At 70.7% G+C, this 26,499-nt stretch carries 27 protein-coding genes; 14 read left to right on the top strand and 13 right to left on the bottom strand.

The annotated features are described in order from the left end of the window. Positions 1 to 10 precede the first annotated feature (10 nt). The 4 genes from ACFVVO_RS15540 to ACFVVO_RS15525 all read right to left on the bottom strand — a co-directional run bounded on the left by ACFVVO_RS15540 (position 11) and on the right by ACFVVO_RS15525 (position 4,116). Entirely contained in the window at positions 11 to 649 is a 639-nt protein-coding gene (locus tag ACFVVO_RS15540) for a hypothetical protein (RefSeq protein ID WP_390055147.1), read from the bottom strand. 162 nt (positions 650 to 811) lie between these two features. Further along, positions 812 to 1,591, bottom strand: a complete 780-nt coding sequence (locus tag ACFVVO_RS15535) for an HAD-IIA family hydrolase (RefSeq protein WP_390055145.1) — start codon at positions 1,589 to 1,591, stop codon at positions 812 to 814. Positions 1,592 to 1,734: 143 nt separating this feature from the next. Then, the gene (locus ACFVVO_RS15530; protein WP_390055143.1) at positions 1,735 to 2,661 is read right to left on the bottom strand and encodes a hypothetical protein; all 927 of its coding nucleotides are present in this window, start codon (positions 2,659 to 2,661) and stop codon (positions 1,735 to 1,737) included. 261 nt (positions 2,662 to 2,922) lie between these two features. Continuing rightward, the gene (locus tag ACFVVO_RS15525) at positions 2,923 to 4,116 is read right to left on the bottom strand and encodes an ROK family protein (RefSeq protein WP_390055141.1); all 1,194 of its coding nucleotides are present in this window, start codon (positions 4,114 to 4,116) and stop codon (positions 2,923 to 2,925) included. Between the two features lie 56 nt (positions 4,117 to 4,172). On the opposite strand from ACFVVO_RS15525, the gene ACFVVO_RS15520 reads away from it, so the two are divergent. The 3 genes from ACFVVO_RS15520 (at position 4,173) to ACFVVO_RS15510 (ending at position 6,741) form a co-directional block, all read left to right on the top strand. After that, positions 4,173 to 5,264, top strand: a complete 1,092-nt coding sequence (locus ACFVVO_RS15520; protein ID WP_390055140.1) for a Gfo/Idh/MocA family oxidoreductase — start codon at positions 4,173 to 4,175, stop codon at positions 5,262 to 5,264. Beyond that, positions 5,264 to 5,764, top strand: a complete 501-nt coding sequence (locus tag ACFVVO_RS15515; protein WP_390055138.1) for a heme-degrading domain-containing protein — start codon at positions 5,264 to 5,266, stop codon at positions 5,762 to 5,764. Before ACFVVO_RS15520 ends, ACFVVO_RS15515 begins: the two co-directional genes overlap by 1 nt. A gap of 92 nt (positions 5,765 to 5,856) precedes the next feature. After that, positions 5,857 to 6,741 (top strand): LLM class F420-dependent oxidoreductase, encoded by an 885-nt coding sequence (locus ACFVVO_RS15510; RefSeq protein WP_390055137.1) that lies wholly within the window; start codon positions 5,857 to 5,859, stop codon positions 6,739 to 6,741. A 198-nt stretch (positions 6,742 to 6,939) separates the two neighbouring features. On the opposite strand, the gene ACFVVO_RS15505 is transcribed toward ACFVVO_RS15510, so the two are convergent. From ACFVVO_RS15505 to ACFVVO_RS15495, 3 genes are all read right to left on the bottom strand, one after another. Next, on the bottom strand, positions 6,940 to 7,797 hold the full coding sequence (locus ACFVVO_RS15505; RefSeq protein WP_390055136.1) for a fumarylacetoacetate hydrolase family protein: 858 nt from the start codon (positions 7,795 to 7,797) through the stop codon (positions 6,940 to 6,942). Positions 7,798 to 7,938: 141 nt separating this feature from the next. Next, a complete protein-coding gene (locus ACFVVO_RS15500; RefSeq protein ID WP_390055135.1) occupies positions 7,939 to 8,655 on the bottom strand; it encodes a YidC/Oxa1 family membrane protein insertase in 717 nt (238 codons plus the stop codon). 125 nt (positions 8,656 to 8,780) lie between these two features. Next, positions 8,781 to 9,041 (bottom strand): DUF6412 domain-containing protein, encoded by a 261-nt coding sequence (locus ACFVVO_RS15495; protein WP_390055585.1) that lies wholly within the window; start codon positions 9,039 to 9,041, stop codon positions 8,781 to 8,783. Between the two features lie 332 nt (positions 9,042 to 9,373). On the opposite strand from ACFVVO_RS15495, the gene ACFVVO_RS15490 reads away from it, so the two are divergent. The 5 genes from ACFVVO_RS15490 to ACFVVO_RS15470 all read left to right on the top strand — a co-directional run bounded on the left by ACFVVO_RS15490 (position 9,374) and on the right by ACFVVO_RS15470 (position 15,545). After that, complete coding sequence (locus ACFVVO_RS15490; RefSeq protein ID WP_390055134.1) at positions 9,374 to 9,988, top strand: DUF1326 domain-containing protein; 615 nt, start codon at positions 9,374 to 9,376, stop codon at positions 9,986 to 9,988. Then, complete coding sequence (locus ACFVVO_RS15485; RefSeq protein WP_390055132.1) at positions 9,985 to 10,743, top strand: DUF2182 domain-containing protein; 759 nt, start codon at positions 9,985 to 9,987, stop codon at positions 10,741 to 10,743. Before ACFVVO_RS15490 ends, ACFVVO_RS15485 begins: the two co-directional genes overlap by 4 nt. A gap of 68 nt (positions 10,744 to 10,811) precedes the next feature. Next, positions 10,812 to 11,843 carry an SEC-C domain-containing protein gene (locus ACFVVO_RS15480; protein ID WP_390055130.1) on the top strand — a complete coding sequence of 344 codons (1,032 nt, stop codon included), beginning with the start codon at positions 10,812 to 10,814 and terminating at the stop codon, positions 11,841 to 11,843. Positions 11,844 to 11,888: 45 nt separating this feature from the next. Then, positions 11,889 to 12,332 (top strand): DUF3592 domain-containing protein, encoded by a 444-nt coding sequence (locus ACFVVO_RS15475; RefSeq protein ID WP_390055129.1) that lies wholly within the window; start codon positions 11,889 to 11,891, stop codon positions 12,330 to 12,332. Between the two features lie 87 nt (positions 12,333 to 12,419). After that, on the top strand, positions 12,420 to 15,545 hold the full coding sequence (locus tag ACFVVO_RS15470; RefSeq protein WP_390055128.1) for a DUF3427 domain-containing protein: 3,126 nt from the start codon (positions 12,420 to 12,422) through the stop codon (positions 15,543 to 15,545). Positions 15,546 to 15,683: 138 nt separating this feature from the next. Here ACFVVO_RS15470 and ACFVVO_RS15465 read toward each other — a convergent pair whose 3' ends face one another. Both ACFVVO_RS15465 and ACFVVO_RS15460 read right to left on the bottom strand, forming a co-directional pair. Beyond that, positions 15,684 to 16,430, bottom strand: a complete 747-nt coding sequence (locus ACFVVO_RS15465; protein WP_390055127.1) for an SAM-dependent methyltransferase — start codon at positions 16,428 to 16,430, stop codon at positions 15,684 to 15,686. Between the two features lie 228 nt (positions 16,431 to 16,658). Next, a complete protein-coding gene (locus tag ACFVVO_RS15460; protein WP_390055125.1) occupies positions 16,659 to 16,838 on the bottom strand; it encodes a hypothetical protein in 180 nt (59 codons plus the stop codon). A 425-nt stretch (positions 16,839 to 17,263) separates the two neighbouring features. On the opposite strand from ACFVVO_RS15460, the gene ACFVVO_RS15455 reads away from it, so the two are divergent. Both ACFVVO_RS15455 and ACFVVO_RS15450 read left to right on the top strand, forming a co-directional pair. Next, positions 17,264 to 18,469, top strand: coding sequence for a hypothetical protein (locus tag ACFVVO_RS15455; protein WP_390055124.1), 1,206 nt, complete (start codon positions 17,264 to 17,266; stop codon positions 18,467 to 18,469). Next, the gene (locus ACFVVO_RS15450; RefSeq protein WP_390055122.1) at positions 18,466 to 19,029 is read left to right on the top strand and encodes a GNAT family N-acetyltransferase; all 564 of its coding nucleotides are present in this window, start codon (positions 18,466 to 18,468) and stop codon (positions 19,027 to 19,029) included. Before ACFVVO_RS15455 ends, ACFVVO_RS15450 begins: the two co-directional genes overlap by 4 nt. 54 nt (positions 19,030 to 19,083) lie before the next feature. On the opposite strand, the gene ACFVVO_RS15445 is transcribed toward ACFVVO_RS15450, so the two are convergent. Next, positions 19,084 to 20,571 (bottom strand): protein kinase, encoded by a 1,488-nt coding sequence (locus tag ACFVVO_RS15445; RefSeq protein ID WP_390055120.1) that lies wholly within the window; start codon positions 20,569 to 20,571, stop codon positions 19,084 to 19,086. A 238-nt stretch (positions 20,572 to 20,809) separates the two neighbouring features. Here ACFVVO_RS15445 and ACFVVO_RS15440 point away from each other — a divergent pair, with 238 nt between their 5' ends. After that, positions 20,810 to 21,352 carry an MOSC domain-containing protein gene (locus tag ACFVVO_RS15440; RefSeq protein WP_390055119.1) on the top strand — a complete coding sequence of 181 codons (543 nt, stop codon included), beginning with the start codon at positions 20,810 to 20,812 and terminating at the stop codon, positions 21,350 to 21,352. A 131-nt stretch (positions 21,353 to 21,483) separates the two neighbouring features. On the opposite strand, the gene ACFVVO_RS15435 is transcribed toward ACFVVO_RS15440, so the two are convergent. Both ACFVVO_RS15435 and ACFVVO_RS15430 read right to left on the bottom strand, forming a co-directional pair. Continuing rightward, entirely contained in the window at positions 21,484 to 21,984 is a 501-nt protein-coding gene (locus tag ACFVVO_RS15435) for a DUF2267 domain-containing protein (RefSeq protein WP_390055117.1), read from the bottom strand. 238 nt (positions 21,985 to 22,222) lie between these two features. After that, entirely contained in the window at positions 22,223 to 22,660 is a 438-nt protein-coding gene (locus ACFVVO_RS15430) for an Hsp20/alpha crystallin family protein (protein WP_390055115.1), read from the bottom strand. A gap of 187 nt (positions 22,661 to 22,847) precedes the next feature. Between ACFVVO_RS15430 and ACFVVO_RS15425 the strand changes: the two genes are divergently transcribed. Together ACFVVO_RS15425 and ACFVVO_RS15420 are read left to right on the top strand one after the other, a co-directional pair. After that, a complete protein-coding gene (locus ACFVVO_RS15425) occupies positions 22,848 to 23,150 on the top strand; it encodes a hypothetical protein (protein ID WP_390055113.1) in 303 nt (100 codons plus the stop codon). Positions 23,151 to 23,153: 3 nt separating this feature from the next. Continuing rightward, complete coding sequence (locus ACFVVO_RS15420) at positions 23,154 to 23,468, top strand: hypothetical protein (protein WP_390055111.1); 315 nt, start codon at positions 23,154 to 23,156, stop codon at positions 23,466 to 23,468. A 10-nt stretch (positions 23,469 to 23,478) separates the two neighbouring features. On the opposite strand, the gene ACFVVO_RS15415 is transcribed toward ACFVVO_RS15420, so the two are convergent. Then, positions 23,479 to 24,843, bottom strand: a complete 1,365-nt coding sequence (locus ACFVVO_RS15415; protein ID WP_390055110.1) for an SGNH/GDSL hydrolase family protein — start codon at positions 24,841 to 24,843, stop codon at positions 23,479 to 23,481. 273 nt (positions 24,844 to 25,116) lie between these two features. On the opposite strand from ACFVVO_RS15415, the gene ACFVVO_RS15410 reads away from it, so the two are divergent. Beyond that, a complete protein-coding gene (locus tag ACFVVO_RS15410) occupies positions 25,117 to 26,379 on the top strand; it encodes a DUF445 domain-containing protein (RefSeq protein WP_390055108.1) in 1,263 nt (420 codons plus the stop codon). Positions 26,380 to 26,499: the final 120 nt, after the last annotated feature.

Raw genomic sequence — 26,499 nt, 5'->3', positions numbered from 1 at the left:
CTGCCCGCGCTCAGTCCGTGCCCTGGCTCCGGCGGGCCCTGCGCAGCCCGACGGCGGCCGCGGCGATCCCGGCGAGGGTCAGCCCGGTCACCGCCTGGCCGGCGCCCGGGCCGGACCCGTCGGTGGCCACCGTGGCGAAGTGCGCGGTGCCGCCACCGCCCGCGGCGACCGGCGCGACGGGCGAGGCGGCCGTGGTGAGCGTGCCGGACGGGCCGGTGGGCTGCCCGGTGTCGCCGGTGCCGGTCCCCTGCTGCTGCAACAGGCCCGAGGCCTTGCGCCCGATGGTGATCCTGCTGTTGAGCGCCACGTCGGCGCAGGTGACCCGCACGTCGTAGACACCCGGTGCGACCGAGGCGCGGACGCGGGTGTCGCCGCTCAGGATGCCCATGTTGGACGTCAGCCGGGCATCGGCGACGAAGGCCTTCGAGGTGGCGACGGCCCGCGCCGCGCTGCAGCCACGCACTCGCAGGGACACATCGGTGCCGGGGGCCGGGGAGACCGGGGTCACGGAGACTCCGTTGCCACCGTCGGTCGCCGCGGAGACTCCGTTGCCACCGTCGGTCGCGCAGGCGGCCGTGGTGAAGGCGATGACGGCGAGCAGTCCGGCGCAGAGAGTCCCGGTACAGAGAGTGAGGCGTTGTGAGCCCATCGTGAACCTCCAGATACTGGGAGGCTCCCCCGTACCGCGCGCCTCCGCATCCTCGGGAGGCGCGCGATTACTCCGAACGGGTGGGGCTTGGTTTGATAATCCCTGCTCGGAGCCTGCCCAGGGCCTGCTCAGGCCCACTCGGTTCCGGGCTCGGACCAGGTCTCAGACGAGGTCGACCACGTCCGCGATGGAGTCGACCACCCGTGAGGGGCGGAAGGGGTAGCGGTCGACGTCATCGGGCTGCGTGACACCGGTCAGCACCAGGAAGGTGCGCATCCCGGCCTCCAGGCCCGCCAGGACGTCGGTGTCCATACGGTCACCGATCATCGCGGAGGTCTCCGAGTGCGCGCCGATCGCGTTGAGCCCGGCGCGCATCATCAGCGGGTTGGGCTTGCCGACGAAGTACGGCTTCTTGCCGGTGGCGGCGGTGATCAGGGCGGCGACCGAGCCGGTGGCGGGCAGGTCGCCCTCGGCGGAGGGGCCGACGTTGTCGGGGTTGGTGGCGATGAACCGGGCACCGTCGTTGATCAGCCGCACGGCCTTGGTCAGGGCCTCGAAGGAGTACGTGCGGGTCTCGCCGAGGATCACGAAGTCGGGCTCGTGGTCGGTGAGGACGTAGCCGATGTCGTGCAGCGCGGTGGTCAGACCGGCCTCGCCGATGACGTAGGCGCTGCCGCCGGGCCGCTGGTCGTCCAGGAACTGGGCGGTGGCCAGGGCGGAGGTCCAGATGTTCTCCACCGGCACGTCCAGGCCCATCCGCCGGAGCCGGGCGTGCAGGTCGCGCGCGGTGTAGATGGAGTTGTTGGTGAGCACCAGGAAGGGCCGCCCCGAGTCACGCAGCTTCTTCAGGAAGGCGTCGGCACCGGGGATCGGGACCCCCTCGTGGATCAGGACGCCGTCCATGTCGGTGAGCCACGACTCGACGGGCTTGCGGTCTGCCATGCGTTTGCGTCTCCTGACGTGCGTACGGTCAAGAACGGGGGCGCCGGAACCACGGCGTACCGACGCCACCAGCCTAATCAGGTGGCCGGGATCTTGACCCAGGCAGGTCGCAGGTCAGTGGAGCGGAGGGGGCGCAACCGCCCTCAGCGGCGCCGGCGGGCCAGCAGGAAGGCTCCGCCGACGACGACGAGGAGCGCGGTGACGGCCGCGAGCAGCCCGTGGGCGAGCCCGATCCCGGTCCGCGCGAGCTCCCGGGCCCGCTCCCCGGCCTGCTGCGCGGCCGCGCTGAAAGGCAGCGCGCTGGTACCCGGATCGGCACTGCCGGCCGTCGGCCGGGGCTCGGTCGCGGTACCCGTCGAGCCGACCGGAGTCGCCGTCGCCCCGGGACTGGCGCTGCCGTCCGGACTCGCCGTACCGCCCGGACTCGCGCTGCCGTCCGGACTGGCGGTCCCGGCACCGTCCCCGGGCGTCCGCGTCCCGTCCCCTTCCTGCTCCTGCTCGTGCTCCTCGTCCTGCTGCCGCCCGTTCCCCCCACCGCCGACGGAGAAGCGATAGTCGTTGGACTCACCGACCCAGTCGCCGTCCTCGCCCCGGCGCTGGACGACGGCGGCGTTCGCGGTGACCTGGTCGGGCACGGCGTCGGCGGTGAGGGAGAGCCTGAGCTTGACGGTGACGGTCTTGCCGGGCGGCACGGTGAACCCGCCGAACCCCTCCGCGTCCAGCACGCCGACCAGTTCCTGGGCGTCGGTGCTCTCGAAGCTCACGGGCAGGGTGCGGGTGCCGTCGTAGAACTCCAGCTTGGGCTGGGACGGCTTCAGGGCGCGCTTGTCGTCGACCAGCACGACGACCGGGTGCAGGTCGGTGCAGGTCCGGCTGGTGGAGTTGGTGAGGTCGAGGTACCAGGTGCCGAATCCACCGCCCGCCTCGTAGGCGCCGGGCCCGCCGTGGATGCGGGTGGCCAGCGGGAAGGCACGGTCGCCGGATACCGCACACGTCGCGTCCGCCTGGGCAGCGGCCGACGGAACGGGCACGAACACGGCGCCTGCGGCCAGACCCAGGGACAGGGACACGGACGCACACAGTCGCATAAACACATGACCATCCCGGACAAAACCGACGACCCCGGTCCGCCACTCCGCACCCCCGACCGAATTCCCTCGATCAGCGCAGAGCCCCACGCAACCACGAACACCGAGCCCGCCGCCCAGAGCCCAGCTGCGGGCACCCGATATGCGCGGGCAAGTGAAACCTCTCCTGGCACGGCACCAACACCGCGCACCCCTACGCGCCAAGCACCGGCAACCGCAACAGCCCCGCCCAGCAGCACCCCCCTACCCCACCGCCCGCCCGAACACCGGCGCCAACAACAACTGCGCAGCCCCCTCAGCGACAACCCGCTCCCCACCGACAACCCGCACTGGCACGCGCCCGGCCACCCCCTCCCGCCGAGCCCGAGCGGCCAGCACCTCCGCGACCCCCTCCACGAACACTTCCGGCGCCCCCGCCACGGTCCGCCCCCCGAGCAGCACCAGATCGATGTCGAGCAGCCCGACCAGATTCCCCGCCCCCACCCCCAGCACTCGCGCCGCCTCCCGCACCTCACCCCGCGCCACAGCCCCCAGGCACAGCACCTCCACACACCCCCGGTTCCCGCACTCGCACGCGGGCCCGTCGAGCTGAACGACCTGGTGCCCGAACTCCCCCGCGCCGGTCCGCACCCCCCGGTGCACGTTCCCGCCGATCACCAGCCCCGCCCCCAGCCCCGTACCGAGATGCAGATACGCGAACGACCCACCCTCACCCCCCTCACGGCCGGCCCCCGCACCACCGCACACCCCCACCGACAACCCCAGAGCCGCCGCGTTCGTGTCCTTGTCCACCACCACCGGCACCCCCAACCGCTCCACCAGCGCGTCCCGCAGCGGAAACCCGTCCCACTCCGGAAACCCGGTGACCCGGTGCAACACCCCCCGCGCGTGATCGAGCGGCCCGGGCAGCGCCACGCCCACACCGAGCAGCGAGCCGACACCGGCGAGCCCCCCAGAAAGGCCCCCGGAAGCTCCGTGACCTCCCAGCACCTCCCCCACCAGCCCCGACACCTCCCCCGCGACCACCCCCAGCACGGCCCGCGCCCCACCCCCGAGGTCCAGCGCGGCGCCCCGCTCGCCCACCACGGCCCCGTCGAGATCCACCAGCACCGCCCGCAGCTCGTCCCGGTCCAGGTGCACGCCCACCGCGTGCCCCGCCTCCGGCACCAGCCGCAGCACGGTGCGCGGCTTGCCCCCGGTGGACGCCCGGCGACCGGCCTCCGCCGCGAACCCCGCCTCCCGCAGCCGTGCGGTGATCTTGCTGACGGCCTGCGGGGTCAGTCCGGTCCGCTCGGCCAGCTCCAGCCTGCTGATCCCCGCCGTGCCGGCACCGCGCAGCAGATCCAGCACCAGCGCGGTGTTGTGGGACCGCACCGCGAACAGATTCGCTCCGACCGGCCCGCTCTTCGTCCTGCTCACGCTGTTCACGCCGCCCATCCCCCCATTGTCCTCACCGCTTGCACTTTGGCAACAGCGTTGCCAAAGTAGAAGGCATGACTGGTACCCCCCTCCGCGTCGGCCTGATCGGCTACGGCCTCGCAGGCTCCGTCTTCCACGCCCCGCTGATCGCGGCCACCGAGGGCCTCACCCTGGACACGGTGGTCACCTCGAACCCCGAGCGGCAGGAGCAGGCCCGCGCCGAGTTCCCGGACGTCCGTGTCGCCGGCACTCCCGAGGAGCTGTTCGGCCGGGCCGGCGAGCTGGACCTGATCGTCATCGCCTCCCCGAACAAGACGCACGTCCCGCTCGCCACCGCCGCCCTGAAGGCGGGCCTGCCGGTTGTCGTGGACAAGCCGGTCGCGGGCACGGCGGCCGAGGCGCGGGAGCTGGCCGCCCTCGCCGAGGAGCGCGGCCTGCTGCTGTCGGTCTTCCAGAACCGCCGCTGGGACAACGACTTCCTGACCCTGCGGGCCCTGCTGGAGAAGGGGGAGCTGGGCGACGTCTGGCGCTTCGAGTCCCGCTTCGAGCGGTGGCGCCCGCGTCCGAAGGGCGGCTGGCGCGAGTCCGGCGACCCGGCGGAGATCGGCGGTCTGCTCTACGACCTCGGCAGCCATGTCGTCGACCAGGCCCTGGTCCTCTTCGGCCCGGTCACCGAGGTCTACGCCGAGACGGACATCCGCCGCCCGGGCGCGGAGACCGACGACGACACCTTCATCGCGCTCACCCACGCGGGCGGTGTCCGCTCCCACCTCTACGTCTCCGCGACCACGGCCCAACTCGGCCCGCGCTTCCGGGTCCTGGGCTCGCAGGCCGGCTTCGTCAAGTACGGCCTCGACCCCCAGGAGGCGGCCCTGCGCGCGAACGAACGCCCCGGCACGAGCGCCGACTGGGGCACGGAGCCCGAGTCCCTGTGGGGCCGGCTCGGTGTTGGGGGTCCCCCCTCCGGGGGAGAGTCCCCGGTGACCGGCGGCGGCCGCCCCGTACCGACCCTCTCCGGCGACTACCCCGCCTACTACGCGGCCGTGGCGGCGGCCCTGAACGGCGCGGGACCCAACCCGGTGCCCGCCCTCGAGGCGGCCGCGGCCCTGGACGTACTGGAGGCGGCCCGCCGGTCCGCCCGCGACAAGGTGACGGTGACCCTCTGATGCACCACCCCAAGATCACCCCGAAGTTCGCCCCCGAGATCACCCCGAGCGTGGAGGAACTGGAGGCGCAGGAACGCCGCCTGGTCTTCCGGCAGTTCACCTACGACGACGCGTGGGCGCTCGGCTCGCTCCTGGTCGAGCTGGCCCGGGAGCGCCAGGCCCCGGTCGCCATCGACATCCACCGCGCCGGCCAGCAGCTCTTCCACGCGGCCCTGCCCGGCTCCACGCCCGACAACGACGCCTGGATCCTTCGCAAGCGCCGGGTGGTGGAGCGCTACGGCGCCTCGTCGTACCTGGTCGGCGCCCGCTTCCGGGCCAAGGGCACGACGTTCGAGGAGGCCTCCCGCCTGGATGCCGACGCCTACGCGGCGCACGGCGGCGCCTTCCCGATCAACGTCGAGAACGTGGGCGTCATCGGCACGGTGACGGTCTCCGGACTGCCCCAGCTCCAGGACCACCGGTTCGTCGTGGAGGCGCTGGAGCAGTTCCTCGGCCAATAGCCCGTCGGTGGGATTACCGCGCGGCTCCCTCCGGTTGGGACCGACGTGCACGATGATCACGGCACGCCACCCATCCGGAGGGAAGTGACCCGATGAGCGAGTCGACGAACGGCGCGAGCACCGCCAAGGAGGCCGTCGGCCGGTACGGCGTCTGGAGCGTGGGCCTGCGTTCGGAGGCCCCGGCCCTGCGCGGCGAGATCGCCGAGGCCGCCGCGGAACTGGAACAACTCGGGTACGGGGCAGCCTGGCTGGGCGGCAGCAGCGCGCCCCGGCACGCCCTCCCGCTCCTCGAGACGACGTCCCGGCTGGCCGTCGGCACGAGCATCCAGAGCATCTGGCAGTACGAGGCCGAGGAGAGCGCGGCCGCCTTCGCCGAGGTGGAGTCGGCCCATCCCGGCCGCTTCCTGCTCGGGCTCGGCGTGAGCCACGCCAAGCTCGCGGAGCAGTACCGGCGCCCGTACTCCGCGCTGGTCGCCTACCTCGACGCGCTGGACAAAGCCGGTGTCCCGGCCGGGCGCCGGGTCCTGGCGGCCCTCGGCCCGAAGACCCTGGAGCTGTCCCGCGACCGGGCGGCGGGCTCGGTCCCCTACCTCGTCACCCCCGAGCACACCGCCCGGGCCCGCGAGATCCTGGGCGAAGAGCCGCTGCTGGCACCGGAGTTCAAGGTCGTACTGGAGACGGACCCGGCCAAGGCCCGCACCCTGGCCCGCGAGCATCTGGCGATGTACCTGGCGCTGCCCAACTACACCAACAACTTCCAGCGCCTGGGCTTCGCCGAGGACGACCTGACCGCAGGCGGCAGCGACCGCCTGATCGACGCCCTCTACGCCTGGGGCCCCGAAGACCGCATCCGCAGCCGGATCACCGCCTTCCACGAGGCAGGCGCCGACCACGTAGCCCTCCAGATCGTCGACGGCGGCGACCGGGACAACCTCCCCCGCGAAGCATGGCGCCGACTGTCCGACCTACTGCGCTGACCGCGGCACCCCGCAAGGTGCACGTCCAACCTCAGCGCCCCGCAAGGGGCGCGGGGAACTGCGCGACCAGCCACGGAACACCCGAGGCCAACCTCCAACCTCGGCACCCCCAAAGGGGCGCGGAGAACTGCGCGCCCAACCACGAACCACCCGCAGCAGACCCACAACCACAGTCCCCCACCCCCCCCAGCGGAGCGCCTACGCGTTCTGCAGTTCCTGCCGCTGCCGCCCCAGCCCCTCGACCTCCAGCTCCACCACGTCCCCGGCCCGCAGGAACGGCTTCGGGTCGGGCCGGCCCAGGGCGACCCCGGCCGGGGTTCCGGTGTTGATGACGTCCCCGGGGTACAGCGTCATGAACTGGCTGACGTAGCACACCACTTCCCCCACCGGGAAGATCTGCTCGGCCGTGGTCCCGTCCTGCTTCAGCTCGCCGTTGACCCACAGCTTCAGCGCGAGCGCCTGCGGATCCGGGACCTCGTCCGCCGTCACCAGCCAGGGGCCCAGCGGGTTGAACGTCTCGCAGTTCTTCCCCTTGTCCCAGGTGCCGCCCCGCTCGATCTGGAACTCCCGCTCGGACACGTCGTGCGCCACCGCGTATCCGGCGACGTGCGCGAGCCCGTCCTCGGCCGACTCCAGGTAGCGGGCCGTACGTCCTACGACGACGGCCAGCTCCACCTCCCAGTCGGTCTTGCTGGACCCACGCGGCACCAGCACGGTGTCGTTCGGCCCGACGACCGTGTCCGGGGCCTTGAAGAAGATCACGGGCTCGGTGGGCGGCTCCGCGCCGGTCTCCCGGGCGTGGTCGTGGTAGTTGAGCCCGATGCACACGATCTTGCCGATCCGGCCGAGCGGAGGCCCGATCCGCAACCCCGCCGCGTCCAGCGCGGGCAGCTCACCGGCCTCGGCCGCCGCCCGGACGCGGCCGAGCGCGCCGTCGTCGGCGAGCAGCGCGCCATCGATGTCGTCCACGATCCCCGACAGGTCCCGCAGGGTTCCCTGGGCGTCGAGCAGCGCCGGGCGCTCCGCTCCGGCCGTACCGACTCGCAGCAGCTTCATGGTCACCATCTCCCTCGATCGCGGGCGCCCGGCGAATGGGTGCGGCCATCGCGGGACTGGTCGATCCTCCAAGTCCCCTGTCCAGTCCACAAGACCCTGTTCACGTACTGGACCGCAACCCGACCCGCACCGCGCCCCGGCTCACCGGTACAGCGCGGCCCGCTCCAGAGCGCTCCAGGCCGTGCTGGTGACGACGTACAGCGCCGCCGCGAGCGGTACGACCGCCACGGTGACGAGCGTGAAGAAGGACATGAACGGCATCACCTTGCCGACCGCCGCGAGCCCCGGCACCCGCCCGCCGTCGCCGGCGGCCACCGTGACCGGGTTCTTCGCCGCCATCAGCTTGGTGCGCCGGTAGTTGAAGGCGGCGACGGCCGCGACGAGGACGAAGAGACCGAGGTAGACGAGCCCGGCCGGCCCGAACACCCCGCCACCGGCGACGGCGTCGGCCCAGCGGCCGCCGAGCGGCGCTGCGAGCAGTGAGTGCGTCAGCAGCTCGTTGCTCCCGCCGCCGATCGAGGTGTTCGAGAACAGGTGGTAGAGGAGGAAGAAGGCGGGCAGCTGGAGCAGGCTGGGCAGACAGCCGGAGAGCGGCGACACCTTTTCCTCGGCGTGCAGCTCCATTACCGCCTTCCGCAGCCGCTGCGGGTCCTTGGCGTGCTTCTCACGCAGCTCGGCGATCCGCGGCTGGAGTTCGGCGCGGGCGCGCTGGCCACGGGCGGCGGCTCGGGACAACGGGTGGACGAGCAGCCGTACGAGTGCGGTGAACAGGACGATCGCGGCGGCCGCGGCGGAGGCGTGGAAGAGCGGCTGGAGCAGGTCGGCGAGCTGCTCGACGAGGCGGGCGAAGACGGACATGGGTGGACCCTTCGGGACGGGGTGCGTCGGTGCCGGTGTGACCGGAGTGGGCAGGGCGGCATGACGACCCGCGCGAGGGCACCGGTGGGGACCGGCGGTCTCGTCGGTGAAGGTGAAGGAGTGCCCTACGCGCGGATCGTCGCGAGGGCGTGTCCGGGTGCCCGGGGCCGGCGGCGCCCCGGGGCGTCGGGATCGCGCTGGGGCAGGAAGGCCGTACGGCGGGCCCGGTCGCGTATCGCGGTGCGGACCCGGTGGGACGGGACGGCGGGCGCGCAGCGGCCGGCGAGCAGCGAGCAGGCGGCCAGCGCGGAACCGGCGGCGGCCGTCGCGGCGAGGGCGACGGCGGCGGACAGGCTGCCGGTGTCGAGGAGCGCGGCCTGGAGCATGAACAGATGCACCAGGACCAGCAGGAGGGCGACGGGAGCGGGACGCACGACGCGGCTGCGGCTGCGGCTGCGGCTGCGGCTGCGGCTGATCACGGCACCCCCTGTCTCCCCTGCCGGGACCGGTACCCGACCCCTCATCATCACAACGCCCGCGCTGCCCACATTGGTTCCGCACTGGCGGAACGGGCCTGCGGACCGACAGCGGATATGCGGGGCGGGGGCCCTCGGGAATAGCCTGGGAGGAGAGTGGCCCCGCGACCGAACGGGCCCTCCTGACGCAGTCCACCGGGGGACGTAGAACCGAGGGGGACGTGACGAGGGAGGCGAAAGCCATGCCCTGGAATCTGAACGGCACGTATCTGGAGAGCTGCAACTGCGACGTGGTGTGCCCCTGCACCACCTCGGGCCTCACCGCACCGGCCGACCACGAGCGCTGTCAGGTGACCTTCGCGTTCCACGTGGACAGCGGGAACGTGGACGGGGTGGACGTCGCCGGCCGCAACGCCGCCGTGTTCATCGACGCGCCCCGGGTCATGGCCGACGGCGGCTGGCAGGTGGCGCTCTATCTCGACGCCTCGGCCGACGACGGCCAGGCGGAGGCGCTGGGCAAGGTCTTCTCCGGTCAGGCCGGCGGGCCGATGGCGGCGCTGACCCCGCTCATCGGCGAGGTCCTCGGAGTGGAGCGCGTCCCCATCGAGTACCGCGACGACGGCCGCCGCCACGCCGCGCGGGTGGGCGACGCCATCGACATCGAGATCGAGGACCAGGTCGCGCCGCAGTTCGGCGCGGACGGCCCCGTGATGGGCCTGACCGGCATGTTCCACCCGGTGAACAGCACGCTGACCATTGCCCGGTCCAACCGCGCGACGGGCAACGGCGTCTACGGCCGGTCCTGGGACTTCTCCGGCGGCAACGGCCACTCGGCGCCCTTCACGTGGTCCGCGTGACCGGTCGGCCGGTCGCCGTCCGCCGCAGCGCGGGGCCCGCTGGACTGCTGTTGGTCGCGGCGGCCGCCGCCTGGGTCTGGATGGTGACACGCTGGGGCGGCACGCAGGCGATGCCCGGAACCATGGGTGTGGGCCTGCCCGGCTTTCTCGCCGTGTGGACGCTGATGATGGCGGCCATGATGCTGCCCGCCACGGCGCCCGTCGCCGGGCTGTACGCGCGCACCATCACCGTTCACCGGGCGCCGCGCATGGTCGTCTTCACCGTCGCCTACCTGCTTGTCTGGGCCGCGGCCGGGCTGCCGGCCTACGGTCTGGCCGCCGCCCTGGGCCGGGTGACGAGCCTCCCCGCCATGGCGGGGACCGTTGTGGCCGCGGCGGTCTTCGCGGTGAACGGCGTCTACCAGCTCACGCCTCTCAAGGACCGCTGCCTGGCGAGATGCCGCTCGCCGATCGGGATGATGCTGCGCTACGCCTCGTACCCGGCACCCTCGCGCGATCTGCGTGCCGGACTCCACCACGGGGCCTTCTGCCTGGCGTGCTGCTGGTCGCTGATGGTGGTGCTGGCGGCCTTCGGTGTGATGAACCTGTGGGCCATGGTGGTCCTGGCCGCCGTGATCTCCATCGAGAAGCTGGCCCCGGCCGGCCACCTGGTGGCCCGTGCCGTGGGTGTCGCCTCGCTCGCGCTGGCCGTCGCCGTCTTCTGGGTTCCGGCGCTGTCCCCGACCCTCACAGGTGGCGGCATGACCGGAATGTGAGGAGGGCCGCGCCCGCCGGGAAACCGCGTACTCCACCTGTGTCACCGGTCGGCAGTACGGTGTCACCCATGCGCCCCGACACGCCTGCCGAGAACGTCGACCACACCGCCGAAGCGGCACGCCTGGAGCGGACCGCCGGCCTGTACCCCGAGGACGCCGAGGCCCTGCTCCTGCGCGCCGCGGCACATCTGGAACTGTCCGGCGACCGCCCCGCCGCGACGACGCTCTACGACCGTCTGCTGTCCTCCGCCGACGGCCTGGAGAACCCCCACCTCGTCCGCGCCCTGAAGGCCTCGAACCTGTGGGAGTACGACCACGAGGCGGAGGCCAGGGCGATCATCGACGGCATCCGCGCGTCGGCGCCCCGTGACCCGGCCCCCTGGGTGATCGTCGCCGAGTCCCTGGAGTCGCACGACGAGCTGGAGGCGGCGGAGCAGACCTTCACGCAGGCGGCGACCCTCCTCCTGCCGAACGGTACGGAGCCCCCGTACGGCGCGCACCCCCTCCTCTACGGCCGTCACCGCGTCCGCCGCATGCTGGGCCTGCCCCACGACGACTGGGACACCCTCGCGGACACCCTCCACGCCTCCCCGGTCTCCCTGGACGAACTCCACGACCCGAAGCGGGTCTGGTCCCTGGGCTCGGACAACCCGGCGGAGCTGGCCGCGGAGATCTCCCGCCTCAACGCCGAGCTGGGCGCCTACCGAGAGGCCCTCTCCCGCCCGTTCCCGGTGGCGGTCCTGCACTGGCCGTCCTCCGAGCTGACGGAACTGCTCGCGGCCTACGCCGGCCTGGCGGCGGAGTACCCCTCCCACGACGCCCACCTGGCGACCATAGAGACCTCCCTCCGCGAACTGGCGTCCTCGGGCACGCCCAACCTGGGCATCGTCACCGGCACGGTCCCGTCCTACGAGGCCTTCGCCGCCTCGGAGGGCTCGAGCCCGTCCGACGCGACCCTCCTGCCCCAGTACGCGACGACCCTCGCGGCCCGCGGCCGCGCCGTGGCCTGGCCCCCGCAGCGCACAGCACACTGCTGGTGCGGCTCGGGCCACAGCTACGGCGACTGCCACGGAACGCCGGACCCCGCGGCAGCCGTCTAAAGGGCTGGACCCAACAGAACGAGGCGGAGGGGGGCGGAGCCGGCCATGTCCCAACCCTGGCTCACCGTCTCCCTCCTCTTCGCCGCCTTCTGGACGTTCATCGGCGCCCACGGCACCCACGCCGCCCTGCGCGCCCGCCGGTCCCTGAACCAGCTCGGCGTGCGGGGCGTCCGGACGCGGGGCGAGGTGGCCAACTCCCCCCGCCGCGTCGGCACGTCCTACCACCCACCCCAGATCCGCTACCAGGCCCCACCCCCAGGCGACCCCACGGCCCCCACCACCCAGACCTACCGCCAGGTCCCCCTGAACCCCGACTCCCCGAACGCCCTCTACCGCGGCACCCCGGTCATCCTGCGCTACGACCCGGAGGACCCACGACGCGCGGTGGTGGTCCGCACGGCCAAGTCGTACTCGCCTACCGCGAACCTGGTGTGGTGTGTGTTTTCCATGGCGTTCGGTGTGGGTCTGGGAGTTTTCTCCCTTATGTAGCCGAGGACTTCTGTCAGTGCCCCCTGTTAAAACAAATGCACATTGAAAGTGGCCGAGGGGGTCAAGGTGGCGGAGCCGGGGGGACAGATGCAGCCGGTCGCTGGCGTGTACGAGCAGCTGATCACCGAGAACGTGAGTGAGGCGCTGGGACAGCTAGAGGCCATGGGGTGGAAGGCAGTCGACGCGGAAGTCAGCGCCGAGTCGGCACCCCACGTGCTTGCCCGTCACATCGGCGAGGTGGTCGCTCGCAGGCTCAATCAACTCCCGCCCGCCCAGCAGGTTCGATTCGCCAACCAGATCCTGACGTCCCTGAGTACTGCTACTCCTGAGCACGGCGAACCCGAGCCGGTCAGCACGGTCGCAGAAGGCCCCCGTCAGTTGCTCGCCCTGGCCAAGCAGGAGGCGCCCGGGGCCTACGCGATCCGGCCGCTCACCCCACTCTCCGAGACATCGCTGCTCACGAACTCGCCGGAAGACCTCAGTCTGGGCTCGGAGCTGCGGGCCGAGCTCGCCACGGCCGATCGCATCGATCTGCTCTGCGCCTTCGTGAAGTGGTACGGCATCCGGGTCCTCGAGGACGCTCTGCGTGCCGCCAAGGAGCGAGGCGTACCGATCCGGGTCATCACGACCACGTACATGGGCGCCACCGACCGCCACGCGCTCGACCGCCTGGTCCGCGACTTCGGTGCCACCGTCAAGGTGAACTACGAGATCCGCTCCACCCGCCTGCACGCCAAGGCGTGGCTGTTCCGGCGCAGGACGGGCTTCGACACGGCGTACGTCGGCAGCTCGAACCTCTCCAGAGCCGCACTACTCGACGGCCTGGAGTGGAACGTCCGTCTGTCCTCGATCGCGACACCCGCGGTGCTGGACAAGTTCGAAGCGACCTTCGACGCGTACTGGAACGACACGGCCTTCGAGACGTACGACCCCGATCTGCATGGTGAGCGCCTCGACGGAGCACTGGCCCAGGCAGGCGGCAGTACGTCCTCCACCGACCTGAAGATCAACCTTTCCGGCCTTCAGGTGCGGCCCTTCCCGCATCAGCGGGACATGCTGGAGCGGCTCACCGTCGAACGGGAGATCCGAGGGCGGCACCGGAACCTGCTGGTCGCGGCGACCGGCACCGGCAAGACCGTGATGGCAGCCCTGGACTACCGGAGCCTTTGCGGAACGTCGAAAAGGGGTCGGCCGAGGCTGCTGTTCGTGGCCCACCGCAAGGAGATTCTTCGGCAGTCGCTGCGCACCTATCGGGAGGTCTTGGACGACGCCTCGTTCGGCGAGCTGCTGCACGCCGGCACGGAACCCCGGTCCTGGGAGCACGTGTTCGCGAGCGTCCAGTCACTCAACGTCTCAAGGCTTGAGCAACTGGCGCCCGATCACTTCGACATCATCGTCATCGACGAGTTCCACCACGCCACTGCCGCCACGTACCGGCGGGTCATCGACCACTTCACTCCGCGGGAGCTGCTGGGCCTCACCGCAACGCCCGAGCGGATGGACGGGCGAAACGTCCAGGACGAGTTCTTCGACGGCCGGATCGCCGCCGAAATGCGGCTGTGGGAGGCCCTGGAAAACGACCTGCTCTGCCCCTTCCACTACTTCGGCATTCCGGACGGTACAGATCTGACGAACCTTGGCTGGCAGAAGGGCGCGTACGCCGACCAGGAACTAGGCAACCTCTACACGGGCAACCACGCCCGTGCCCGGATCGTGGTGAAGCAGATCCGGGACAAGGTCTCCAACCCCGGCGCCATGAGGGCACTGGGTTTCTGCGTCACGAAGGCGCACGCCCACTTCATGGCGGACTTCTTCCGCCAGGCAGGTTTCCAGGCCATAGCGCTCGACAGTGACTCTGCCGCCGAGGTGCGCGCCCGGGCCCTCTCCGAGCTGCGCGAGGGGAAGCTTCAGGTGATCTTCTCGGTCGACCTGTTCAACGAGGGGCTGGACATCCCCGACGTTGACACTCTGCTCCTCCTCCGCCCCACCAGCAGTGCCACCGTCTTCCTCCAGCAGTTGGGGCGAGGTCTGAGGCGCACCGAGACGAAGCCCGTGCTGACCGTCCTCGACTTCATCGGGCAGCACCGGGCTGAGTTCCGCTTCGAGGAGCAGTTCCGGGCTCTGACCAACCTCTCGCGGAACCGGCTCGTCGATCACATCGAGCACGACTTCCCGCAGCTGCCGTCCGGCTGCCAGATCATCCTGGAGGGCAAGTCCAAGAACCTTGTCCTGGACAACGTCCGCACGCAGCTGGGCGCCACCGTGAAGACACTGGTGAACGAGGTCAAGGCGTACAGCACCCCCCGTCTCGCCGACTACCTTCGCGAGAGCCGCCGGGAGATCAAGGAGCTCTACAAGAGTGCGAACTCCTGGACTACCGTCCTTCGGCGAGCCGCCCTGATCGAAGAGGCCTCGGCACCGGGAGAGGCGGCACTACTCAAGCGGGTCCACGCGTTCCTCCACGTCGACGACCCGGAGCGCGCCGCGGCCTATCTCCGGCTCCTGGAAGACGGCACTCCGCCGTACGAGGAACTGCCTCCGACCGATCAGCCGTACGCCCGCATGCTGTTCTTCAACCTGTGGGACAACGCGGGCGGGTTCACCAGCTACCAGGAGGGCCTTGAATCGCTGCGCGCTCACCGGGCGTTCCGCGATGAGCTGCGGCAGGTGCTGTCACATGTCATGGAGCAGGCGGACCACTTCCCGATCCCGCTGTCCGGCCGTCTCAGCCATGTTCCGCTGAGGGTCCACAGCGCGTACAACCGTTCCGAAATCCTCGCTGCCCTCGGAGTGGCCCGCATCGGCGGGCAGATGCCGCGAACCTTCGCACAGGGTGTGCAGTGGGTCGAGGAGCTGCAGACGGACGCCCTGCTCATCACGCTGGAGAAGAACGAGAAGGACTTCTCACCCACCGTCCGCTACAAGGACTACGCGCTGAGCCCGACGCTGTTCCACTGGGAGTCCCAGAACTCGACGGCGGAGAACTCCCGTACCGGCCTGCGGTATCGGCAGCACAAGCAGCGCGGAAGCCACGTCCTGCTGTTCATGCGCCGCTACAAGGACACCGACATAGGCAAGTCCCAGCCGTGGATGCTCCTCGGCCCGGCCACCTACGAGAGCCACACCGGCAGCAAGCCGATGGCGATCACCTGGCGCTTGAAGCACGACCTTCCAGCGGACGTTTGGACCTATTCGGCAGTCGCCACCGGGTAAGCCACGGCGCGGCCAACTGGCAGGAGGAGCGGCTGATGACCCGGCTGAACCGCTAACCGGCCAGGCTCGTCTCGCCGCGGAGTCACCTGGGCAGCCGGGGCCGGCAGCATCCTGCCGGCCCCGGCCTCGACGTGACCGTCAGCGGCCCATGAGGGCGAAGACACCCCAACCGAGGTACTCACGCTCGTACCTGGCATAGCGGACTGGTTCTCGGGAAAGATCGGCTCTCAATTCGGCGGCCAACTCGTCATCGGGATTCCGGTCGAGCCAGCGTCGGATGTTGAGCCACTGAGCGGCCCGATACCGGTCCCAGCTGTCCTGATCAGCGAGCACCATTTCGACGACGTCGTAGCCCAGTTCACCGAACTGCTCGATGAGCTCCGGCAGCAGTCGGTAGTCCTCTTTGGCGCTGGCGTGGCACGCTTCGACGCTGTTCTGGTCCGGGGGTTCGTGACGCCAGTACGGCTCGCCGATCAGCAGCATGCCACCGGGACGGAGGCTGCTGCGCAGCAGATCGATCGTGCCGACCACTCCGTCGCCGATCCAGGTCGCGCCGATGCACGCGGCAAGGTCGACGGGTTCGTCCGCGACGTAGCCGGACGCGTCGCCGTGGATGAAGTCCACCTGGTCAGTAACGCCGAGCTCGGCAGCCCTGGCACGGGCCTTGGCCGTGAACTCGGTGCTGATGTCCACCCCGGTCCCGACAATGCGGTGGGCGTGCGCCCAGGTGCACAGCATCTCGCCCGATCCACTGGCGAGGTCGAGCAGGCGCGTCCCGGGGGCCAAGTGCAGCGCCTGCCCGAGGGTAGCCAGCTTCTCGCTGGTGAACGGGTTGTGGATGCGGTGACTGCTCTCGCGGATGGTGAATTCACGTGGAAGATCCACTGTTGGGGTTCCTTGTGTCCGATGAGGTCATGGCATGCGCGGGGACGGCGGGTCGAGGCTGGCCGCCGTTGCCTGGACCGTCATCAAATGCACCTCATCCGGACGTACGGATCTTCGGAACCTCGGTGAGGCTAGGACGCACGCGGAAGCCGTGTCCATTGGGTTTCACCAGCGGGCCGACGCCCCAAGGGCGAACCAGGATGACTTGCTTAGAGGCGGGCCGATTGCTCATGCGTTCTCTTGTGCTCCCTCTGCGAGGCGTCGTGATGCCGGCATCTTCTCGCGATGCTCGATCGCTTCGTGCAGGGCGGTACGGGTGAGAAGGTCGCCGAGATCCCCCTTGCCCGTTCGGATCTGCGCGGCTCGCTCATGGCGCAGGCCGTCGCAATCGGCGCAGTCGGCCTTCACCGCCCGCGGTCATTCCCGCAGTCCCGGCAAACGGGGCACCGACACGGGGGATACGCACTGGACAGCGGCGGAGCGGGGCGGATCCCGTCCGGGGGCCGCACGGTCACGCTGGTTCGTACGCGGACGACCATGCCCGTCTTGCTGTCAACGTCGTATACGCGCATCGTCATGCTCATAGGGGTTATGTCCTGTCCACGGCTCGTAGCGGTCGTGAGGCGTTGCAGGACCAGTGCACCGGCTCTGGAGGCAGGGCGGGCTAAGAGCGACCGGACGTTCAGGCGGACCTTTTGACCCTGGGTGTTCCTGCCAAGTCATTACCTTGAGGCCGACAGGAGCTGTCATAGGGGGACACCATGGCCGACTCGGTGACGAGCGCACTGACGCGGTTGCGACGCGCAGCAGGACATACGCAGGAGTCTCTATCAGTGGCTTTCACGGAGGAGGCCGCCCGCCTAGGAATCGACTCCGCAGTGAGCGTGCGGCAGTTGCGCCGATGGGAACGCGAGACGCCTCCACCACTTCCGCATCCGGCTCAGCAGATGGTGCTGGAGACGCTGTTCGGCGTACCCCTCGCCGAGATGGGCTTCGACGTCCCCGACCACCGCATGTCGGTATCGACACCCATCAGCGACCCTGGAAGGGTGAAGCGTAGGACCTTCGTCGCCGATGCGGGGCTGTTGGCCGCCGCCGCCCTGATCCCTGGACGTTCCGGGGTGCGTATAGGTGCGGCCGAGGTGGCCCAGCTGCGGGGCCGATTGGACGGCCTGTACCAGACAGATCACTCCGCAGGCAGCGTGCCGGCCATAACGCAGGCACAAGTGATCGAACAGGCGATCACGACCGCTCTCAGAGACGCGTCGTACACCAGCCGCGTCGGCCGCGAGTTACAGACGATGCTTGCTGAAATGCACGGTCACCAGGCTTGGTATGGCTACGACGGTGGACGCATCGACCACGGCCGCGGGGCCTGTATGGAAGCTCTGGCGGCGGCTCAGCTCGTCGATGACCCGATGCTTCAAGTCTCCGCGCTGGAGACTCTCGTACTCCTCGCGATCAAGGCAGACCGGACGTGGGAGGCGGTGAGCGCGGCAGAGAACGCGCACCGTCTCGCCTCGCGTGCCGGTGCCGGGCATTCGGTGCACTTGGTGATCGCGCTCCGGGCCGCCAATGTGGCGACGCACTTGGGAGACCTGTCCGGAGCACGACGTGCCCTGAGCCGAGCCGTCATGCACCAGGGGCGCATGGATCTGGACATTGACGTACCCAAATGGGCCAGTTTCGTGGGGCCTTTCGAAGTCGATTACGCCACCGCGGACATGTATGTACGGGCCGACCAGCCGAAGCGTGCCGTGCCGTTCCTACGAGCCACCGTCCGCAGCATCGGTGACGGCCTCGCTCGCAATAGCGCTTCCTACCGCGTCAGGCTCGCAGACGTCCTCCTCAGTGCCGGGGAAGTCGATGAAGCGTGCGCGGAGATGAGTGCGGCGCTGGGCGCGTGCAGGGGCATCTCATCGCCACGGCTGACGAACAAGATCAGAGACTTCCGACAAGCGGTGGTCAAGGTCGACAGCGTTGTAGCCCGCGAGTGCGCCGAGCAGATCCGGACAACCGCCCAAGGGAGTGCGACATGACGGAACAAGAGGCCATCACCGTGCAGAGCTTGGATGGACGAGCCTCCGCAACGGCCGAAGAGGCGTTCCGGATGGTCTACGCCGAGGCGTTCTCGGAACCGCCCTACAACGAGAAGGACGGCGACGTCGATGCCGCCTTCCGACGCTTTCGCTCTCAGACCCGCAAAGTCAGCTTTCGCGGCGTCCTTGCTCGTGCGGAACGTGTCGGCGAGCCGGTCGGGATGGCGTACGGCTATCCCCTCGGCCCGGATACCGGCTGGTGGGACCAGTTGACCGAGCCGGTGCCGGACGCCATGCGGCGTGAAGACGGACACCGCACCTTCGGCCTCATGGAACTCGCCGTACGACGCCCGTGGCGCCGACGGGGCATCGCACAGCGCCTGCACGGAGTTCTGCTCGATGGCCTTGAGGCGCAACGAGTGCTTCTGAACGTGCACCCTGACAGCAAGGCCGCTTCCGCCGCTTACCTGGCCTGGGGTTACCGCAAAATCGGCGAGGCCCGGCCGTGGAAGGGTGCGGATCTTCACGATGTACTGCTGCTTGACCTGGCAAATCGCTAGGAACGGTTTCGGGCTGCGCTGACAATCCAGGTGGGGCGGCTTGACGGGCCGGCCTCACTCCTCGTTGTCCGGCGCCTTGTGCTGCGCAGGCTTGTTGCTCTGGCTGGGGGCGTTCCGGGTGGCGTGGGGCGGGTGTTCCGCGTCGCGGGGGTGGCGTGCGGAGTGGCTGTGGGGGGTGGTGCCCTTGTGGCCGGGCGGGGTGTGGGGCTTCGGGGTCGCTTGGGTGGAGGAGGGCAGCCGCCTGGAGATGGGCTGGCCGTGGAAGCCGGCCGGTGTGGCTTCCGGAGCCGGTGAGCCGGACGTCCTGGAGGTGGCCTGGGTGCGGGCGGCGCCGGCCGGCGGGGCGGTGCCGGCCTTGTCGCCGGGTATCGCCTCGCTGGCCGGCGGGTGATCGGGGGTCGTGGCGGCGGAGGCCGTGTCGGCGCGGTCGTCGCCGGTTCCGCTGGTGCCCGGGGCGAGGGCGAGGGTCGTGCCGAGGGCCACGGAGAGGGCGGCCAGGGCGGTGCCCACCGCCAGGCGGCGGCTGTGCGGGGGACGGTCGGTACGGGCGTGACCCGGGACAGCCGCCGGTCCGCCGGCGGCGCGGGCGGGCCGGATCGCTGCTGCCGTCCTCAGCCCTTCCGTACGGGCGGGGCGGGTCGCCGCCGGTTCCCGCGTCCCCGCGGGTGCCGTGAGCGGGAGGGAGTGCGGGGCGCTGGGCGCGTTCAAGGCCGCCAGGGTCTGCGCGCACTGTTCCGCGTCGGGGCGGGCCTCGGGGTCCTTGGCGGTCATGAGGCGGAGCAGGGTCGCCAGGTCCGGGGAGATCCAGGTGGGGATCTCGGGTGCGCGCAGGAGGCGGGCCACCGCGGCCTCCAGTGCGGTGCCCGGGTATTCCAGTCCCCCTTTCAGGCACTCCAGCAGGACCAGGCCGAGCGCGTAGATATCGGTGGGCGGTCCGACGTACCCACCCTCGACCTGCTCGGGCGCCAGATACGCGGCGGTGCCGGTCAGCACGTCGGGTGCCGTCTGGCGGGTGGCGTCCGCCAGGCGCGCTATGCCGAAGTCGGCCAGGTGGGGGTCGCCGGCCGGGTCGAGCAGGACGTTCGACGGTTTGACGTCGCGGTGCACGATGTCGGCCCGGTGGACGTGGGCGAGCGCCCGCGCGAGGGCGGCGCCCAGGGCCGCCACGCGTCGCTCGGGCAGAGGCCCGCTTTCCAGGAGGCCGTGCAGCGTGGGGCCTTCGACCAGTTGCATGACCAGGTAGGTGCGGTCGTCCTCGCGGCCGGAGTCGTAGACCGTGACCAGTCCGGGGTGCTGGAGGCCGGCGAGGAGGACGGCCTCGGCGGTGAGACGGTCCTCGGTCTGCGGGCCCGGGCCCGGCCGGAACACCTTGACGGCGACGGGCCGCCCGAGGCGCGTGTCGACGCCCTCGTAGACGTCGGCCATGCCTCCCGATCCGATTCTCGCGCCCAACCGGTAGCGTCCGGTCAGGACATGAGCGGACCACGGTTCCGCTGTGACCGGCGCGGGGGGCGGCGGGGCTGCTGATCGGCTGGCCTGCATCTGGGTCTCCGTTACTGTCACCTCATGCCGGACTCGGTCATGGGACGTGCTCCGATGCGGGTACCCGTGCCCGTGTCAGGTAGGCGGACGAACTCGGTGGCCCGGGGGTGCTTCGGGGCGGAGGCCCAGGGTCCGTCGCAGGGCTTGAGGCGTGAAGTACGCCTTACGGAGGGGCAGTCGGGCTGCCGCTAGGCTCTCGGTGGATCTTGCGACGAAGAGCCGATACGAGGGGTTCGCGATGAGCGCGACTGTCACTGCCGTCAGCAGCAACGGCGAGTACTCCTTCACCAAGCCCAACCGGGAGCGGATCACCCTGCTCGCCGGCCTCGGGGTCGAGGGGGACGTGCATGCCGGGGTGACCGTGAAGCACCGGTCACGCGTCGCCCAGGACCCGACCCGGCCGAACCTGCGGCAGGTGCACCTCATTCATGAGGAGCTGTTCCAGGAGGTCGGGGAGAGCGGGTTCCGGGTGGCGGCCGGGGAGCTGGGCGAGAATGTCACCACCCGGGGGATCGACCTGCTGGGCCTGCCCACCGGGGCGCTGCTGCGGATCGGGGACGAGGCCGTCGTGGAGGTCACCGGGCTGCGCAATCCGTGCCTCCAGATCGACAACTTCCAACGGGGGCTGCTGAAGCAGGTCGTCGGGCGCGATACGGACGGGCGCGTCCGGTACCGGGCCGGGGTCATGGGTGTGGTGAGGGTGGGGGGCGTCGTGCGCGCCGGGGACGCGATCTCCGTGGAGCTGCCCGACGGGCCTCACCGGGCACTCGAACGGGTTTGACCGTCCTACTCACCGGCCGGCCGGCCGTCTGACCGTCCGGGTGGTGCCGGGCGCCGCCGTCGGCAGTCGCCTGATGGACGACGGCGGGATGCGTGCGGCGCCCGGAAGCGGGGCGGGGCGGGGGCGGAGTCCTATGCCGTCGTCGCCAGGTCCGCGCGGCCGAACAGCAGGGCGTATCCCGGCGGGAGTTGGGTCAGGACACGGGTCGTGAGGGGCTCGCCGACGGTGCCCGCCACGACGCCGAGGACCGAGCTGACGTCCCAGCGGGCCGTGTCCGGGGTGGCGCCCTCGAGGTGGCTCGCCACGGACTCGACGAACTCCCGTGCGGACAGCGGGGTGTTCGCGGGAATCTGGGACGCGAGCAGGGTGCCCGCATCCCTGGGCAGGGCCTGGGCGAGGGCGACTCGTTCCTCGCCGGTCACATGGCCGCCCAGGGCGGTGAGGACGGTACGGGTGACGCGCTCGGCCTCGGCCGCCGTCGAGTACTGACCGGCCTCGCGCACCGCCTCGGTGAGTGCCTCCCAGCGCGCGGTGTCGGCGCCGGCCTCGGGGGCGAGCGGGCGCAGCGACGGGCCTGCCGCGGGGGCAGGGGCGGGGATGGTCATTCTCGGCTGCGGGGTCGTCACGGTCATCGTGGTGGATCCTCCTCGGGACACTTCGGGCACCGGGAGCCCGGTACCCCGTTATGCGACGCGCATGAGCGGGAATTCGGCCAAAGTGCGGCATGTGGTGGCATGCGGCCCGTGCAACCCATGCGGCTCGTGTGGCGGCACCCGCCCGGGCGCGGCGGGCGGGCGCGGGCGGGGGAACGGCCTCACCCCGGGCCCCCGCTCGGGGCCACGGGGCGCGGAGAAGGCGACCTGGGTGCGGTCAGCCGGTGATCTGCTTACGGCCGCTGTCGCCGCCACTGATCGGGATCCGGCGCGGCTTGGCCTGTTCGGCCACCGGGATGCGCAGGGTCAGGACGCCGGCCTCGTACGAGGCGTCGATGCGCTCGGTGTCGAGGGTGTCGCCGAGGAAGAGCTGACGGGTGAAGGTGCCCGTGGGACGCTCGGAGACGATCATCTCGGCGCCCTCCGGCGCGGGGCCGCGGCGCTCGGCGCGGACGGTGAGAACGTTGCGCTCGACGTCCAGCTCGATCGTCTCGGGGTCGATGCCGGGAAGGTCGAAGTGGACCAGGAAGTCGTCACCGGAGCGGTAGGCGTCCATCGGCATGGCCGACGGTCGGCCGGCGGTGGCGTTCGCGGTACCGAAGACCTGCTGCGCGAGTCGGTCGAATTCACGGAACGGGTCCGTACGCATGAGCATCACGGCTCACTCCTCTCGTCAGGTGCTGGGTGCGATGCCCTTCGGCATACTTATATAGCTCGGAGCCGGAAAGTTGACAAGCCTCGACTCAGCTTGGTGGAGCCGAGAGGACGCGCGTTAGCCTCGGACCAGGCAACAAAGGCAGACGAAGCAGACCAAGACGTATCGACGTAGATGGAGGCAGCTCATGGCCAGGGTTCCCAGCGCGGTGGTCGCCGCGACCGGACTCGTCGGCGGCTACGGCGTCGCCCGCTGGACCGGGAAGCGGCAGCTCGGCGGGGTCGTCCTGGCCACCGCGGGGGCCGCCGCCGCGCAGCGGTGGCGCAGGCAGGCGGGCGGGACGGCCGCCGGCGCGCTGACCGCCGCGTACGTCGCCGCGTTCGCCGGATCGCATCCGCTGGCCAAGAAGGTCGGCGCCTGGCCCTCCGTCCTCGGCGTCGCGGGCGCCGTCGCCCTGGCCTCCTGGGCCGTCGCCGACCGACGCGGCTGACAGGTGCACTCACCCGATCCAGCAGTCGAGCAGGCGGCCACCGGCCGTCTGCTCGACCTCGCCCGCTCCTTCATCACCGAGCATGTGCCGTGGAAGCCGCTGTTCATCGGGGCGGTCATCACGGGCGACGACCGCGTGCGCCTCTACTTCCGTTCACCCGAGCGGGACCGCACCTACGGTGTGGACGTACTGAGCAGCCACACGGGTCCCGGCCTGTCCGGAGCTCTGGTTTCCCCGGCGTTCCTGGCGAACGAGCATCTGCATCGGCCCTCCGACGATCCGCACTGCGACGTGATCGTGGACCTCACCGACCACTGACGGCCGCCCCTCACAGCTCCGCCTGACCCGCGCCCTTCAGCGCGCCCAGGTCGAAGACGTCGCCCATCTTGGCGAAGCCCAGGTCACTGGGGTGCAGATGGTCACCGGAGTCGTACTCGGGGCGCAGCCGGCGCGCGTCGTACGGGTCCCGCAGGGCCCGGTCGAAGTCGACGACCGAGTCGTAGACCCGGCCGGACCGGATCTCCGCGTTGACCTGCTGCCGCACCGCCTCACGGGCCGGCGTCCAGCCGCGATGGCCACGGAACGGCATGAGGGTCGCACCGACCACCCTCAGCCCGCGGGCGTGGGCCTGGCGCACCAGGGTGCGCAGGCCCTCGGTGATCCTGTCCGGGTCGGCGAGGGCCGGGTTGCGGATGATGTCGTTGATGCCGAGGTCGATGACGACGACCTTCACAGCGGTCCGGGACAACGTGTCCCGGCCGAAGCGGCCGAGGCCGCTCTGGTTCTCCGCCGGACGACCCAGCCCGTCGGCGAGCACCTGGTTGCCGCTGATGCCCTCGTTGACGATGCCGTAGCGCGGCAGAGCGCCACCGCCCGCCACCGCCGTGTGCAGCCGGCCCGCGAGGACATCGGTCCAGCGGCGGTTGGCACCGACCGTGGACGTTATGCCGTCGGTGATCGAGTCACCGAAGACGACCACCGTCCCCGTCGCCTCGTTGCTCAGCACGTCAAGCGCCGTCACATAGCGCCAGAACGGCGTCTGTTCGGTGTACGCGGCGCCCGTCGCGTCCTCCGTGCGGTCGCCCTGGGCTACGTACGACATCTGCTGCGCATGCGGGTGATAGGTCACCGGGCCCGACGCGGTCGGCGAGTACGTGGTGACCAGCACGTCCGAGTCGTGCGGGACGACCACGCGCACGGCGTCACTGAGCACCTGGCCACCGGCCGGGATCACGACGCTCGTGGCACCGTTGAACGTCAGCCGCCGCATCGACTCCGCACTGGCCTCAGCGGTGTCGTGACCCAACGCCACAGCCAGCGAGGCATGCGTGATGGTCAGCGGAGACTGGCCGTAGAGGTTGGACAGCGTGATGCGGGCACTCGTTCCCGCAGTGCTCGCGTGCACGACGTTGCGCACCGAACGGCCGGCAAGACCGGTCGTCTCGGTGCCCGGCTCACCACCCACGGGCGCCGTGGACCAGGCACCCACCCAGGTACCGGTCGACGCGGGAGCGACGGAGGAACCATGGCGCGGGCGACTGCCGGCGAAGGTGCTGCTGGGGGTGCCGTCGTCCGCGGCCACCGTGACGTAGACGGCCGCACACACGGCCACGACCAGTGCGACCAGCGCACTCAGCACGGCACGGGGTTTTGCGGGGGAAGCCCCCGCGCCCCCCACATGACGCTTGGTCATGCTTGCGTTGTTCTCCTCGGGAGATGGGAGCCCGAGGCTCCGATCTTGATGAACCCATGATGCGTCATGGGCCCGGGAGACCTGACAGGACCCTGCCCGAAACCCCCTACAGACAGACGCCGGGAACTCCTGTTTCGTTCCGGTAGTCGGTCAGGAAGGGACAATTGTGCGCGGGATCACCGCGCAGGCCGAGTACGGGTGGAGCTGATGGAACACACCGAGACACGAACAACGGACCGAACGACGACGCAGCAGACCCCGTCGCACCGAACCATGAACGCCTTCACCCCCGCCGACGAGGAACGGCAACGGGGCGTACGACGCATGAAACTCACCGCGACCGGACTGCTGCTGCTCGTCGCCCTCGTCTACGTGCTCGCCAGACTCGCCACCCACCAGGGCGCGGGCCCCTGGGCAGGCTACGTAGCCGCCGCGGCCGAGGCCGGCATGGTCGGCGCACTCGCCGACTGGTTCGCCGTCACCGCCCTCTTCCGACACCCCCTCGGGCTACCCATCCCACACACCGCGATCATCCCCACCAAAAAAGACCAGCTCGGCGTCTCCCTCGGCGAGTTCGTCGGCGAGAACTTCCTCTCCCAGGACGTCGTACGGCAACGACTGCGCGCCGTCGGCATCGGCAGCCGGCTCGGCACCTGGCTCGCCCGGCCCGAACACGCCGACCGGGTCACCGCCGAACTCGCCACCGCACTGCGCGGCACCCTCACCGTCATGCGCGACCGCGACGTCCAAGCCGTCGTCACCGAGGCCGTCACCCGACGCGCCGACATCCAGGAGATCGCGCCCGGCCTCGGCAAGATGCTCGAACGAATCGTCGCCGACGGCGGTCACAAACGCGTCGTAGACCTCGTCGTCGCCCGCGCCCACGACTGGCTGGAACTGCACCGCGCCGACGTGATGAGCGCCGTCGAGGGCGGAGCACCCGGCTGGACCCCGCGCTTCGTCGACAAGAAGATCGGCGACCGCGTCTACAAAGAACTGCTGCGCTTCGTCACCGAAATGCGCGACATGCCCTCCCACCCGGCCCGCGGCGCCCTCGACCGCTTCCTCACCGACTTCGCCTCCGACCTCCAGTCCGATACCGACACCCGCGGTCGGGTGGAACGACTCAAGGGCGACATCCTCGGCCGCGGCGAAGTGCAGGACCTGATCGCCTCCGCCTGGACCGCCGTACGCTCCATGATCGTCGCGGCGGCCGAGGACGAACGCAGCGAACTGCGGCAACGAGTGCGCGCCGCCCTGCTCTCACTCGGCACCCGGATGGCGAGCGAACCGAAAATGCAGCAGAAGGTCGACGGCTGGGTCGAAGGCGCCGCCGTGCACGTCGTCACCACCTACCGCAAGGAGATCACCTCCCTGATCACCGACACCGTCGCCGGCTGGGACGCCGAGCACACCACCCGCAAGATCGAGGCCCACATCGGCCGCGACCTGCAGTTCATCCGCATCAACGGCACCGTCGTCGGCTCACTGGCCGGCCTGCTCATCTACGTCGTCACCCGCGCCGTCGGCGCCTGAGACCCGCCCACCCCCCACCTGTCCCGCACCCGCCGCCGAACCTCCCCCAGGCCCGCCCCCGACCCGCCCCGGGCCTACTCCAGCGCCACGAGGGCACCCGTACCCCGTCTTTCGGCGTTG

This window comes from Streptomyces sp. NPDC058145 (assembly GCF_042884245.1).
In the GTDB taxonomy this organism is placed as follows: Bacteria; Actinomycetota; Actinomycetes; order Streptomycetales; family Streptomycetaceae; genus Streptomyces.
The sequence above is the reverse complement of the archived record's forward strand: the minus strand, read 5'-3'. Positions and strand labels throughout refer to the sequence as shown.

Coding starts and splice junctions, on each gene's coding strand:
- ACFVVO_RS15515 (WP_390055138.1), top strand. CDS start 5,264: ATGCACCACCCCAAGATCACCCCGAAGTTCGCCCCCGAGATCACCCCG.
- ACFVVO_RS15470 (WP_390055128.1), top strand. CDS start 12,420: ATGCAGCCGGTCGCTGGCGTGTACGAGCAGCTGATCACCGAGAACGTG.
- ACFVVO_RS15415 (WP_390055110.1), bottom strand. CDS start 24,843: ATGACCAAGCGTCATGTGGGGGGCGCGGGGGCTTCCCCCGCAAAACCC.
- ACFVVO_RS15435 (WP_390055117.1), bottom strand. CDS start 21,984: ATGACCGTGACGACCCCGCAGCCGAGAATGACCATCCCCGCCCCTGCC.
- ACFVVO_RS15520 (WP_390055140.1), top strand. CDS start 4,173: ATGACTGGTACCCCCCTCCGCGTCGGCCTGATCGGCTACGGCCTCGCA.
- ACFVVO_RS15540 (WP_390055147.1), bottom strand. CDS start 649: ATGGGCTCACAACGCCTCACTCTCTGTACCGGGACTCTCTGCGCCGGA.
- ACFVVO_RS15450 (WP_390055122.1), top strand. CDS start 18,466: ATGACGGAACAAGAGGCCATCACCGTGCAGAGCTTGGATGGACGAGCC.
- ACFVVO_RS15440 (WP_390055119.1), top strand. CDS start 20,810: ATGAGCGCGACTGTCACTGCCGTCAGCAGCAACGGCGAGTACTCCTTC.
- ACFVVO_RS15500 (WP_390055135.1), bottom strand. CDS start 8,655: ATGTCCGTCTTCGCCCGCCTCGTCGAGCAGCTCGCCGACCTGCTCCAG.
- ACFVVO_RS15535 (WP_390055145.1), bottom strand. CDS start 1,591: ATGGCAGACCGCAAGCCCGTCGAGTCGTGGCTCACCGACATGGACGGC.
- ACFVVO_RS15525 (WP_390055141.1), bottom strand. CDS start 4,116: ATGGGCGGCGTGAACAGCGTGAGCAGGACGAAGAGCGGGCCGGTCGGA.
- ACFVVO_RS15425 (WP_390055113.1), top strand. CDS start 22,848: ATGGCCAGGGTTCCCAGCGCGGTGGTCGCCGCGACCGGACTCGTCGGC.
- ACFVVO_RS15490 (WP_390055134.1), top strand. CDS start 9,374: ATGCCCTGGAATCTGAACGGCACGTATCTGGAGAGCTGCAACTGCGAC.
- ACFVVO_RS15475 (WP_390055129.1), top strand. CDS start 11,889: ATGTCCCAACCCTGGCTCACCGTCTCCCTCCTCTTCGCCGCCTTCTGG.
- ACFVVO_RS15480 (WP_390055130.1), top strand. CDS start 10,812: ATGCGCCCCGACACGCCTGCCGAGAACGTCGACCACACCGCCGAAGCG.
- ACFVVO_RS15410 (WP_390055108.1), top strand. CDS start 25,117: ATGAACGCCTTCACCCCCGCCGACGAGGAACGGCAACGGGGCGTACGA.
- ACFVVO_RS15505 (WP_390055136.1), bottom strand. CDS start 7,797: ATGAAGCTGCTGCGAGTCGGTACGGCCGGAGCGGAGCGCCCGGCGCTG.
- ACFVVO_RS15445 (WP_390055120.1), bottom strand. CDS start 20,571: ATGCAGGCCAGCCGATCAGCAGCCCCGCCGCCCCCCGCGCCGGTCACA.
- ACFVVO_RS15495 (WP_390055585.1), bottom strand. CDS start 9,041: ATGCTCCAGGCCGCGCTCCTCGACACCGGCAGCCTGTCCGCCGCCGTC.
- ACFVVO_RS15510 (WP_390055137.1), top strand. CDS start 5,857: ATGAGCGAGTCGACGAACGGCGCGAGCACCGCCAAGGAGGCCGTCGGC.
- ACFVVO_RS15430 (WP_390055115.1), bottom strand. CDS start 22,660: ATGCTCATGCGTACGGACCCGTTCCGTGAATTCGACCGACTCGCGCAG.